We start from the raw sequence: 12,408 nt of genomic DNA on the forward strand, positions 1-12,408 counted from the left end.
GCTGGGGAATCGCCAGCAGGGAATGCCGGTTTGGGCTGATTAAGGCGGGAGGCGAAGTGGTCTACCAGTGGGGTCATTCAGCCCCTGAGGACACAACCCATGAAAACCTGGTTCATCACCGGAGCATCGCGCGGCTTCGGATCGCTCTTCGTCAAGGAAGCGATTGAGCGCGGAGACAATGTCGTCGCCACGGCGCGCGATCCGAAGGCCATTCTCGATCGGTTCGGCGAACGCCCGAACCTTCTTGCCGTCAAGCTCGACGTCACCGACGAAGAGCAGGCTAAGGACGCGGTCGCGCAGGCCGTTTCGCGGTTCGGCCGTATCGACGTGGTGGTCAACAATGCCGGCTTCGGCGTGATCGGCGCCATCGAGGAAATCTCCGGCAAGGAGGTCGAGGCCGTCTATCGCACCAATGTCTTCGGCCTGCTGGCCGTCACGCGTGCGGTTCTGCCGCAACTGCGCCGGCAGCGCGCCGGCCATATCCTGAACGTGTCGTCGATCGGCGGATATCGCAGCTGGGCGGCCTGGGGCGTCTACGCTTCGACCAAGTTTGCAGTCGAGGCGATCAGCGAGGCGCTGGCGATGGAACTCAAGCCGCTCGGTATCAACGTCACGATCGTCGAGCCCGGCTATTTCCGCACCGACTTCCTCGACGCGCAGTCGCTGACGACGACCGAAAGCACGATTGCGGATTATGCCGAAACCGTCGGCGAAATCCGCAAGCTCGCGGTCTCGCTGAACCACAACCAGCCGGGAAATCCGGCGCTGCTGGCCAAGGCGCTGCTGACGATTGTCGATGCCCCGAACCCGCCGCTGCGCATTCCCTTCGGTTCCGATACCGTTGCGGCGATCGAAGCGAAGCATCAGCAGGTGAGCGCCGAGCTGGAGAGCTGGCGGGCGCTATCGGTTTCCACGGACTTCGCCGCCTCGCAATCGTAGCGCCGGCTGCTGCCTCAGGCATGCCTCGATCTGCGCTGGACTTCCTTGATGATGTCGACGAAGGCGCGCAGGCCGGGCGGAACCAGGCGATGGCTTGGATAATAGAGGCACTGCCCGGCAAAGGGCGGTGTCCAATCCGTGAGCACGGCGACGAGTTCGCCCTTTGCCAGGGCTTCCCGGGCGATGTCGGCCGAGACATAGGCGATGCCGACGCCCTGGATCGCTGCGCGCACCATCAATCCCATATGGTCGATGGTCACCGGCCCCGGCACATCGATCTTCAGCGAATGCTCATGCCGCTCGAATTCCCAGCGGTACATCTTGCCGCTCGGAAGGCGAAAGCGCACGCAGCGATGATTGTGCAGGTCGTCGGGGGTGCGGGGCACGCCGAATGTCTCGAGATAGGCCGGAGACGCCACCACGAGGAACTGCCCCTCGGTACCGAAGGGCACCGCGATCATGTCTTGCGGCACCGCTTCGGCAAGCCGGACCCCGGCATCGAAACCATCCGCCACGATATCCACCAGCTTGCCTTCGGTGACGAGGTCCAGATGCACGTCCGGATAGCGCTCGACGAATGTCGGAACGATCTCCTGCATCATCATCTGCGTTGCCGATTCAGACGCGTTGATCCGCAGGTTTCCCGAGGGGCGCGAGCTGAACGTATCGACATCGGCGAGTGCGGCATCGAGTTCGCTGAGGATTGGCATGAGGCTGCGGAACAATCTGGTTCCCGCCTGGGTCGGGGCGACGCTGCGCGTCGTGCGGTTGAACAGGCGCACTGCCAACCGCTCCTCCAGTCCACGCATCATGTGGCTGAGGGTCGATGGCGACATGGTGAGCTCGTCGGCCGCGGCGCGAAAGCTCGCATGACGAACGATCGTCGTGAATGCCGTGAGTTCGGTGAGGGTCGCTCGCTTGCTATTCATGGGAAAAAGCCAGTATCCCATGCAGATATTGCTGCATAGACCCAGTAATCACCCCTCACTAAATTTCCTTTCACAGCAATGCGGATCCCACGGCAGCGGTGCCGCGCATTGCGTCGACGGGATCTTCAACAACGGGGGTATTGCATATGTCGACCTATTTCGCTCGAAGCATGGCTGCCAGCGCGCTGGTGGCACTGATGGGGCTCGCTCCGGCAGCGGCTACCGAACCGGCAAAGACTTCAGCGGTGCAGACAAGGAACCTGGACATGGAAACGAAGAACAAGGCAACGGTCGAAGCCGTCCTCACGGCCTGGAAGAACGGCGATGGCGGCGCCCTGCAGCCGCTGTTGTCCGACGACATCGAATGGACGATAACCGGCAACTCGGCGGCCTCAGGCACCACGAAGGGCCGGGCCGAGCTGATGCAGAAGGTGCTTGGCCCCTTCGGCGCCCGCTTCAACAAATCGAGCGACCGCTTCCGGCCGACCAAGATCTACGGCGTCTATGCCGACGGCGACGTGGTCACCACCTATTTCGACGGCGCCGGCACGGCCAATAACGGCTTCTCCTACAAGAACAGCTATGTCTGGCTGCTGACCCTGAAGGACGGCAAGGTGGTGAAGGCAACGGCTTTCTTCGACAGCATCGCTTTCAACGAGCTCTGGGAGGACAAGGTCGAGCCGGCGCAGAACTGAGGCATGTCTCTGGTGAACTCGGCTGCGGATTGCGGCCGGGTTTCGCTGGCGACGACTATCTGGTCCTTATCCGCCGTTTGGACAAGGCTTAGCATCGTTCAAAGCAGGATCGAGTTTACCGGCTTCGGCAGTTCTGGCAGGTCCTTTTCGCCGAGTGCTTCGCGCAGCGAAAGCTCGATGGCCTTGGCGATTGCGGCGATCGGCAGGTCGTTCGGCAGGGTGCCGAAGGGCTCTTCGAGCTCTTCGCTCAGCGCATCCAAGCCAAAGAACGTGTAGGCGACGACGCCGGCGGCGAGGGGTGTGACGTAGCCGAGCACGTCGGCGAAGCCGAAGGGCAGCATGAAGCAGAAGAGATAGGCTGTGCGGTGGAGCAGCAGCATGTAGCCGAACGGCACCGGCGTATTGCGCAGCCGCTCGCAGGCGGTCAGCACGCCGTTCATTTCGCTGACGGTGCGGTCGAGCAGCGTGAATTCGATATCGCTGATCCGCCCGGCATGGCGCTCGGCGGCGAGCAGGCCGCCCATCAGTCGCAGCAGATAATCCGGCTTATTCCGCTGCTTGCGAAGTTCGGCGGCCTCTTCCGCAGTCAGCCGTGTCGAGCCGGCCGGCTCCGCGCTGGTACGCAGGTGGCGCACGAGCTCTGCGGCGAATTCGATATTCAGATTGAGAAGATGCTGGCGCAGCTTGCTGCCGCCCTTGCTTCCTGAGAGCAGCAGGCTCTGTCTCGCGAAGTCGCGGCTGACGGCAAGGAGGTGGCCCCAGAGCTTGCGGGCCTCCCACCAGCGGTCGTAGCAGGCGCTGTTGCGAAAGCCGAGAAACACCGACAGCGAAATGCCGATCAGCGCGAAGGGGGCGCCGATCACCGATGGAATGATGCCCGGGTCGTTGTTGTGCCCCCAGACGATCGCCGCCGACAGCAGCATGACCGCCAGGACCTGCGGATAGATGCGCTCGATCACCGATCCCCGGAAGATGAAGAACAGGACGAGGAAACTTGGCTTGTCACGAACAATCATCGGCGGATCGGGTCCAACGCGGGGTCTGGTGATTTCCCCTACGACGCGGTTTTCCGTCTCGCAAGGGACAAAAGGGCGCGGCCGGGCGACTGCTCGCGCTTCGAAAAACATGCGCAGGCGCCGTTGGTTCACATTTTGGTGTGATCACCGCGACGTGTGTAACAAACGGCAGGCTTCTCACGTAGATGCAGGCAGCGCTATATTCAGGAAAATATAGCGTAATGGAATAAGAACGCCCTCCAGCGTGTCTTATGTCTCGTTTGGTAGACCAGGTGAGGAGACTGAAACCATGGTCAGAAGACGTCATGTCCTTTTTGGCGCCGGGCTTGGCGCCCTTGCGCTCCGCTTCGGCTTTTCGGCCCGGCCGGCCGAAGCCGCCCAAGATTTTCCGCTGACCCATACGGATGCGGAGTGGCAGAAGCTGCTCACTGCCGACCAGTATCAGGTCCTCCGCAAGGAGGGGACGGAATATCCGTTCACCAGCCCGCTTCTCAACGAGCATGGGAAAGGCAAGTTTGCCTGCGCCGGCTGTGATCAGGATGCGTTCTCGTCGGATACGAAATTCGAGAGCGGAACCGGCTGGCCGAGCTTCTGGGCGCCGCTCGACGGCGCGGTCGGTACGACGAGAGACAGCTCGATGGGCATGGTCCGCACCGAGGTTCATTGCAGCCGCTGCGGCGGCCATCTCGGCCATGTCTTCGAAGATGGACCGAAGCCGACCGGGCTGCGCTACTGCATGAACGGCGTTGCCATGACATTCCATAGGGCTTCGGCCTGATCGACCAGAGACAGTTCCATGATCCTTTTCGTCCTTGCCTATCTCGGCGGCGTGTTGACGATCGTCAGCCCCTGCATTCTGCCCGTGCTCCCCTTCGTCTTCGCCCGCGCCGGGCAGCCCTTCATGCGCAGCACCCTGCCGATGCTCATCGGGATGGCGGCGACCTTCGCGGCGGTCGCCACACTTGCCGCCCTCGGAGGCGGCTGGGCGGTGCAGGCGAACGAGTATGGCCGCTATGCCGCGCTGGCCCTGCTTGCCGTCTTCGGCATCATCCTGTTGTTTCCCGCTTTGTCGGATCATCTGACGCGGCCGCTGGTTTCGCTCGGCGCGCGTCTGTCGCAGTCCGCCGACAAGGGAGCCCGCGCCGGCGGCTCCAGCGTCGTCGCCTCGCTGCTTCTCGGCGTTGCCACAGGCCTGCTCTGGGCGCCCTGTGCGGGACCGGTTCTCGGCCTCATCCTGACCGGGGCGGCACTTCAGGGTGCCAGCGTCGGCACCACGCTTCTGCTGCTTGCCTATGCGCTCGGCGCGGCGACCTCGCTTGCGCTGGCGCTGCTTGTCGGCGGCAAGGTCTATCAGACGATGAAGCGGTCGCTCGGCGTCGGCGAATGGCTGCGCCGCGGGGTCGGTGTGGCGGTTCTCGTTGCCGTCGCCGCAATCGGCCTCGGCCTCGATACCGGCTTCCTGACACAGGCGTCGGTCGCCAGCACCGCATCGCTGGAGCAGGGACTGATCGACAAGTTGCAGCCGCAGAAACCGTCTTCCGTCGTGATGAACGGCAATGATGGCGGCGCGATGATGATGAGTGGCGGCAGCAACCAGATGATGATGAGCGGCGCCAACACGATGATGCAGGCAAAGCCGCAAGCAGCCGCGGACACATTGCCGGTCGAAGGCAAGATGCCGCCGCTGGACGGTGCCATCCAATGGCTGAACTCGCCGCCGCTTTCGGCCGAAGCGCTGAGGGGCAAGGTGGTGCTCGTCGATTTCTGGACCTATTCCTGCATCAACTGCATTCGCGCCATCCCCTACGTCAAAGCCTGGGCGGAGAAATACAAGAATCAGGGGCTGGTGGTCATCGGCGTTCATGCGCCGGAATTCGCCTTCGAGAAGAATGTCGACAACGTCAAGAAGGCGATCGGCGATCTCGGCATTACCTACCCCGTTGCCATCGACAACGACTATGCCATCTGGCGCGCCTTCGACAATCAATACTGGCCGGCGCATTACTTCATCGATGCCGAAGGCCGCATACGCCATCACCATTTCGGCGAGGGCGAATATGATCAGTCCGAGCGGGTGATCCAAGAGCTGCTCGCCGAGGCCGGAAAGCAGAATGTCGCGGGCGGCATCGTCGATGTGAAGGCGACCGGCACGGAGGCGGCCTCGAACCAGAACGACGTGCAGTCTCCCGAAACTTATGTCGGCTGGCAGCGTTCCGAGAATTTCGTCGATACCAAGGGTACCGTCAACGACGCGCCGCATGTCTATAGCGCGGCGGAGCCGAAGCTCAACGAATGGGGGCTGACGGGCAACTGGACGGTCGGGCCTGAAAATGCCGGGCTCAACGACAAGGATGGCAGCATCTATTACCGCTTCCATGCCCGCGACCTGCATCTCGTTCTCGGTCCGAATGCGGACGGAAAGCCGATCCGCTTCAAGGTCACGGTCGATGGCAAGCCGCCGGGGGATAGCCATGGTGTCGATACCGATGCCGACGGCAACGGCACGGTGACCGGCCAAAGGCTCTACCAGCTGGTGCGCGAGGCCGGCCCGGTCGGCGACCACACGTTCGAGATCCATTTCCTCGATCCCGGCGTGCAGGCCTACGCCTTCACCTTCGGTTGAGGGGATCGCCACGCGCATTGGACGTCTTGCCGCAACGCGCCGCAAGGCGTCCATGAAACCTTTTGATTTTTGCGCCGTTGTCGGCTCATGGCCGAAGCTCAATTGAAACCGAAATCGGTCGATGGCACCAAACCGGAAGGTGCCGCGAAGTCGCACCAAGGGGAGGGATCGACTGTTGAGGCCCCTCCACCGCCGGATATTGCCGAACCCGATCCGGGCCTGACGCCGGAAGAAGCCGAGCATGCGCGCAAGCGCTATCTGCTGCGGCGCTTCTGGATCAGCGCGCGGGGCTACTGGAGCCGTCATGGCGACAGCTTCGCCTGGCCCTGCACGCTCGGGCTGCTGGCGATGATCGTCCTCAATGTCGGCTTCCAATACGGTATCAATCTCTGGAACCGGAAAATCTTCGACGCGATCGAGCGGCATGATGCCGGCACCGTCTATTATCTGAGCGCAGTGTTCTTGCCGCTGGTGCTCGGAAGCGTGGCACTCGTTACCGCACAGGTGCTGGTCAGGATGATGATCCAGCGGCGCTGGCGCTCGTGGCTGACGAAGGCGGTCATCCAGCGCTGGCTGGCCAATGGCCGCTATTATCAGCTGAACCTGATCGGCGGCGACCACGCCAACCCCGAGGCCCGTATCTCCGAAGACCTCAGGATCGCCACGGAATCGCCGGTCGATTTTATCGCCGGTGTCATCGTCGCCTTCCTGTCGGCCTCCACCTTCATCGTCGTGCTCTGGACGATCGGCGGCGCTCTGACCTTGCCGGTCGGCGGCTCGATGATCACAATTCCGGGTTTTCTGGTGGTTGCCGCCGTTCTCTATGCCGGGATTACCTCGACCTCGATCGCTTTCATCGGCCGCAACTTCGTCGCGGTCTCCGAGGTCAAGAACCAGACCGAGGCCGAGTTCCGCTATACGCTGACGCATGTGCGCGAAAACGGCGAGAGCATTGCGCTGCTCGGCGGCGAGGAGGAGGAGCGCAACGACGTCGACCGGACATTTGGCAAGGTTATCCGGCAATGGGCGCTGCTGGCCGGCCAGCATATGCGCACGACGCTGGTCTCGCAGGGATCGAGCCTGATCGCGCCCGTCGTGCCGATCCTGCTCTGCGCGCCGAAATTTCTCGAAGGCGCCATGACGCTTGGCGAGGTCATGCAGGCCGCATCGGCCTTTACCATCGTCCAGGCCGCCTTCGGCTGGCTGGTCGACAACTATCCGCGCCTTGCCGACTGGAACGCCAGCGCGCGCCGTATCGCTTCGCTGATGATGTCGCTCGACGGGCTCGAGCGCGCCGAACACAATGACTCCCTCGGCCGTATCCAGCACGGCGAGACGGAAGGCGAGGCCATGCTGAGCCTCAACGATCTCTCGGTGTCGCTCGATGACGGCACCTCGGTCGTCAAGGAAACGCAGGTCGATATCGAACCCGGCGAGCGTGTGCTCGTCTCCGGTGAATCCGGCACGGGCAAGAGCACACTGGTGCGCGCCATTGCCGGTCTCTGGCCCTGGGGCCAGGGCAGCGTCAACTTCCGGGCCGGCAGCCGGCTCTTCATGCTGCCGCAGCGCCCCTACATCCCCTCGGGCACGCTGCGCCGGGCAACGGCCTATCCGCGTGCCGCCGACGACTGGAGCGAAGAGGAGATCAAGGGCGCGCTGAAAGCCGTCGGGCTGGATTATCTGAGCGCCAGGATAGAGGAGGAGGCGCCCTGGGATCAGACCCTTTCCGGCGGCGAGAAACAGCGCCTCGCCTTCGCCCGCCTGCTTCTCCACGATCCCGATATCATCGTACTCGACGAGGCAACCTCGGCGCTCGATGAGAAAAGCCAGGACCAGATGATGCAGACGATCATCCGCGAACTGCCGAAGGTCACCATCGTCAGCGTCGCGCACCGGGCCGAGCTCGAAGCGTTCCACAGCCGCAAGATCACCCTGGAACGCCGCGACGGCGGAGCAAAGCTCGTCAGCGATATCGATCTCATCCCGCGAAAGCGGAAGTCGAAATCGCTCTTGCGGCGCATGGTGCCGCGGCACTCACGGTCGAAGCGCAGCGGGCGTTGAGAACAGCCGGCGTGCGTTACACGCCGGTGATCATCGAGACGATCTCGTTCTTGTCGGTTTCCGACGTCTTGCGGATACCGATCTGCTTTCCACGTCTGAGAACGCAGATGCGGTCGGAGAGCTTGAAGACCTGGTCGAGGCTGTGGCTGATGATCAGGACACCGATATTGCGCGATTTCAGCGACTGCACGATCGCCTCCACCTTCGCCGTTTCGGCAACGCCAAGTGCTGCGGTCGGCTCGTCGAGCAGGATCAGCTTCTTTGCCCAACGGGTGGCGCGGGCGATCGCGACGCCCTGGCGCTGGCCGCCCGAGAGATCCTTGATCGTCGCGTGTGCCGAGGGGATGCGGACGTCGAGTTCCTTCACCAGCTTCTCGGTTTCGGCGATCATCGTCTTGCGGTCGAGCAGGCCGAAGCCGTTGGTCAGTTCGCGCCCCAGGAACATGTTCATGTAGACGGTCTGCTGGTCGGCGAGCGCCAGATCCTGATAGACGACCTCGATGCCGTGCGAGCGCGCCATCGTTGCACTCGACATGGAAACGGTGTCGCCCTCGATGGTGATCGTCCCCGACTGAGGGGGCATAGACGCCGGAGATGATCTTGATCAGCGTCGATTTGCCGGCGCCGTTGTCGCCGACGAGGGCGACGATTTCACCGGGATGGATGTCGAGCGAGAAATTCTCGATCGCTACCACGGCGTCGAAGTTCTTCTTGATGTCCTTCAGCGACAGGACGGGAGCGGAAGCGTTCATCGGCAATACCTCAGACCGGCCAGGATTCGGCTTCGCCGAAGCCGTTCTCGATGCTCTCGACCTTCGGCGGTCCCCTGGAGATGCCGGAGACGCCGACGACATAGGCGCGGGTGACAAAGGCCTGGCCGCGGAAGCCGAATACGGCGGTGTCGCCTACCTTCGGCGCCTTGGCGCCTTCGGCATCGATCATCGCGTAATAGTCGATCATCGAGGGCGGCGGGATCTCGACGCTACGCAGTGCGGAAGCAGCAGTCGTCGGCTCGTCGGCGACGATCGCCTTGACGTCATAGTCCGGGAAGATCGGGTCGATATAGAAGCCGCCGCCGAGGCAATAGGCCTTGCCGCCAGAGAGGTGCGAGACCTCTGTCAGGTAGCAGACGGCAGGCAGTTCCGGCAGGTCCTCGACGGCATGCAGCGCTGTCGTTCCGTGCAGCCCGTTGCCCGGCTCGCATTGCGTGGCGCCCGCATCGGCAAGCGCCTGCAGCAGGACGGAGGAAGTGGTGCCGGGGGCATTGACCTCGATATCCTTGCGGCCGGCCTTGGCCAGCGCTTCGGCGGCCTTGGTCAGCGTCGCCAGATTGTGGGTCGGCATGACCTTGCGCGTCTGGTGATCGAAAAGCAGCGCCGGGAAGGTGGTGATGCCGGCAAATCGGCCGCCGTCGAGCCGGTCGAAGTGCTCTGCCACTGTGGCAACATCGGCCGCTTCGAAGCCGCCCTCGTGGCCGCGGTAGAAGGTATCGCCTTCGGCGCGGATGCGGGCGAGCAGGCTCTGCGTATAACCGGCGGCCTTGGCGCCAGCCGCGGCTTCGGCGGCCTTCTCATCGTTGAACACTGTCCAGTAATCCGGGCGGAAGGTCTTGGCGGCGGCCTTTGCCTCGTGCCGCGCGACCTGCTGCAGGTGACCGAGATGGCCGACCTTGAGACCGGCGCGATGGGTCGCGCGAGCGCAGGCCATGTCGACGGCCACCGAGCGGTTGATGCCGCCGCGCATGACGGCGTGGGCAAACGAGCTGGCGCGGCCGACCTGCTTGGTCATCGCGAAGATCTTCAGGCCCAGCCGGTCGGCCTCATTCTTCAGGATGCGGGCATTGGCCTCGACCGTATCGAGATCGAGCACGTAGGAATTGGCGGGGATCCGGCCTTCGCGATGGAGGGCGATGGCGGCTTCGATGAACTTCGGGTTACGGCGGCGGAGAACGTCGAGAAACATGGGAAAACCTCTCTTCAGCGTAGCTTTTCGCGCAGGGACACGGCCACTGCCGCAAGAATGATGAAGCCGCGAACGATCATCTGGTCGGAAACGGAAAGGCCCATCAGGATCAAGGCCGTTGTTGAGCATGCCCATCATCAGCGAACCGACGAGGGCGCCGACGATCGAGCCTCTACCGCCGTTGAGCAGCGTGCCGCCGACGATGACGGCGGCGATGACGGTCATCAGGTCGGTTTCGCCGAGCGTGTATTTGGCGGCCTGCAGGCGGCCGGAGTAGAGCAGCCCGGCAAGTCCGGCGAGGCCGCCGCTCAGCATCATCACGGCCAGCCGGATGTGCGGAACCTTGATGCCCGAAACGCTGGCGGCCCGTGCATTGTCGCCGACAGCCAGCACATGCGCGCCGAACCGGGTCTCGCGATAGACGATATGCCCGGCGGCGATCGCCAGAATGGTCCACCAGATCAGCGACGGGATGCCGAGGAGCGAACCCGAGCCGAAGAAGCCGGTAAAGGTCTCGTCGGTGACAGGCACGGACCGCAGATTGGTCAGCGACCGGGCGACACCGGCAAACAGGCCCATGGTCGCAAGCGTGACGAGGAAGGACGGCAGCCTGACATAGGCGACCAGCACCCCGTTGGCGAAGCCGATTGTCAGCCCGGCGCCCAGGCCGGCAAGAACGCCCGGCACCACGCCATAGCTCTCGATCACCACGGCGGCGCTAAGGGCGGAGACCGCGACGATCGAACCGATCGAAAGGTCGATCTCGCCTGCCGAAAGCACGAAGACCAGGCCGATCGCCATGATCGTCACCGGGGCGGTCTGCAGCACGATGTTGGAAAGGTTTCTGGTGGTCAGGAAGCCGCTATCCTGCAGCATCACCGCGAAGAAGATGAAGATCGCGACGAAGCCGAAATAGACGACATACTGCTGAAGATTGATGCGCATTTTCAGGGGCATGGCCGGTCTGCCTGTTTACTGGCGATAGACATGCCGCCCGCTGGAACGGCATGAATGCTCAAGGGGAGCGGTGAACCCGCCTCCCGGTTTCCGGAGAGCCGGCGGCCGCAGAGGCCGCCGGTCAGCGCAATCACTTTGCGGCGTCGAGAACCGACTTCGGCGCATCGCGGTTGAGCGATTCCTTCCATCCCTCGGCAACATTGGCCTTGGTGACCGTCAGCGCCGGGGCGACGATGAAGGGCGGGGTCTTTTCGCCGATCAGCGACTTCAGTCCGGCAGCCGCCATGGCACGGCCGAGCTCATAGGCCTTGTCGGCGACAATAGCCGTAACGTTGCCGCCCTTGACCATGTCAAGGCCGACAGGCTCGGAGAGGTCGAGCGTGACGACCTTGGTCGTCTTGTTGCCGGCGCCGCGAAGGGCCGCGAGCACGCCATCGGCCGGTTCCGCCCAGGTCACGTAGATGCCGTCGAGATCGGGATGCTGGAGGAGCATCGCATTGGCCAGCTCCTCGGCGCGGGCCGGATCGGAGATGCCCTGCTCGGCAACGATCTTGATATCCGGATAGTCCTTCTCGATCGTCGACTTGAACGCCTGGTCGCGCTGGTTGGTGACGTAGTAGGTGGCGTCGTGGAAGATGTAGCCGACCTTACCCTTCTTGCCGATTGCGGCAGCGAGCGCATCGGCTGCCTGCTTGCCCATCTGGTAGAGGTCGTCGGTGACGATCGCCGCATAGTCGGTGTCGTGCTTGTAGCCGGCGGGCAGGTTGGAGAGGAAGACCAGCTTGGTGCCGTCCTTGACGGCCTGCTTGAAGGCTTCGGCCGACGTTGCCGGGTCAAGCGGCAGCGCCAGGATGACGTTGGGCTTGGCGGCGAGCGCGGTCTCGATGTCGCTGCGCTGCTTGGCAGCGTCGAAACCGGCATCCGTCGTAACGGCAATATCGACGCCGGCCTTGGCGAACTCATCCTTGGCGCCGGCCGAAACGGCATTGGTGAAATCCGACGATGTGTGCCAGAGCAGGGCGGCCTTGTAGCCCTTGCCCTTGAGCTTGGCGAGATCGGCGTCGGAGAGCTTGATTTCCTCGCTCTTGGTCGCGGCTTCTCCCGATGGGCCGACGGTCTCGGCCTGCGCCAGCATCGGCGCGGCGATCAGGGCGCTCGTCACAAGCGCGGCATTCAGAATCTTCCTCATCAGCATGGTCATGTTCCCTTTTTCGTCGTTGTTGGTT

Annotated in this window: 9 protein-coding genes and 1 pseudogene; 5 read left to right on the forward strand and 5 right to left on the reverse strand. The window is 63.2% G+C overall.

Translation table 11 applies throughout. The features are described 5' to 3' along the window. Positions 1-99 precede the first annotated feature (99 nt). Positions 100-939, forward strand: a complete 840-nt coding sequence (locus ABIE40_RS23495) for an oxidoreductase (protein WP_199628278.1) — start codon at positions 100-102, stop codon at positions 937-939. Positions 940-953: 14 nt separating this feature from the next. On the opposite strand, the gene ABIE40_RS23500 is transcribed toward ABIE40_RS23495, so the two are convergent. Continuing rightward, entirely contained in the window at positions 954-1,868 is a 915-nt protein-coding gene (locus tag ABIE40_RS23500) for a LysR family transcriptional regulator (RefSeq protein WP_199628277.1), read from the reverse strand. A gap of 266 nt (positions 1,869-2,134) precedes the next feature. Between ABIE40_RS23500 and ABIE40_RS23505 the strand changes: the two genes are divergently transcribed. Then, on the forward strand, positions 2,135-2,563 hold the full coding sequence (locus ABIE40_RS23505; RefSeq protein ID WP_199628276.1) for a nuclear transport factor 2 family protein: 429 nt from the start codon (positions 2,135-2,137) through the stop codon (positions 2,561-2,563). A gap of 98 nt (positions 2,564-2,661) precedes the next feature. Here the strand turns inward: ABIE40_RS23505 and ABIE40_RS23510 are convergent, their stop codons facing one another. Then, on the reverse strand, positions 2,662-3,579 hold the full coding sequence (locus ABIE40_RS23510; RefSeq protein WP_199628275.1) for a bestrophin family protein: 918 nt from the start codon (positions 3,577-3,579) through the stop codon (positions 2,662-2,664). A gap of 289 nt (positions 3,580-3,868) precedes the next feature. Between ABIE40_RS23510 and msrB the strand changes: the two genes are divergently transcribed. From msrB to ABIE40_RS23525, 3 genes are all read left to right on the forward strand, one after another. Next, on the forward strand, positions 3,869-4,357 hold the full coding sequence (gene msrB, locus ABIE40_RS23515) for a peptide-methionine (R)-S-oxide reductase MsrB (RefSeq protein WP_112711203.1): 489 nt from the start codon (positions 3,869-3,871) through the stop codon (positions 4,355-4,357). 18 nt (positions 4,358-4,375) lie between these two features. After that, the gene (locus ABIE40_RS23520) at positions 4,376-6,202 is read left to right on the forward strand and encodes a cytochrome c biogenesis protein DipZ (RefSeq protein WP_199628274.1); all 1,827 of its coding nucleotides are present in this window, start codon (positions 4,376-4,378) and stop codon (positions 6,200-6,202) included. 87 nt (positions 6,203-6,289) lie between these two features. Then, positions 6,290-8,263, forward strand: a complete 1,974-nt coding sequence (locus tag ABIE40_RS23525; RefSeq protein WP_199628273.1) for an ABC transporter ATP-binding protein/permease — start codon at positions 6,290-6,292, stop codon at positions 8,261-8,263. A gap of 16 nt (positions 8,264-8,279) precedes the next feature. Here the strand turns inward: ABIE40_RS23525 and ABIE40_RS23530 are convergent. From ABIE40_RS23530 to ABIE40_RS23540, 3 genes and pseudogenes are all read right to left on the reverse strand, one after another. Continuing rightward, positions 8,280-9,015 (reverse strand): annotated as a pseudogene (locus tag ABIE40_RS23530) (ATP-binding cassette domain-containing protein). Positions 9,016-9,025: 10 nt separating this feature from the next. After that, entirely contained in the window at positions 9,026-11,182 is a 2,157-nt protein-coding gene (locus tag ABIE40_RS23535; protein WP_354541126.1) for an ABC transporter permease subunit, read from the reverse strand. Positions 11,183-11,312: 130 nt separating this feature from the next. Next, a complete protein-coding gene (locus tag ABIE40_RS23540; protein WP_112711329.1) occupies positions 11,313-12,377 on the reverse strand; it encodes a substrate-binding domain-containing protein in 1,065 nt (354 codons plus the stop codon). Positions 12,378-12,408 lie beyond the last annotated feature (31 nt).

The organism is Rhizobium sp. OAE497 (genome assembly GCF_040546565.1).
In the GTDB taxonomy this organism is placed as follows: Bacteria; Pseudomonadota; Alphaproteobacteria; order Rhizobiales; family Rhizobiaceae; genus Rhizobium.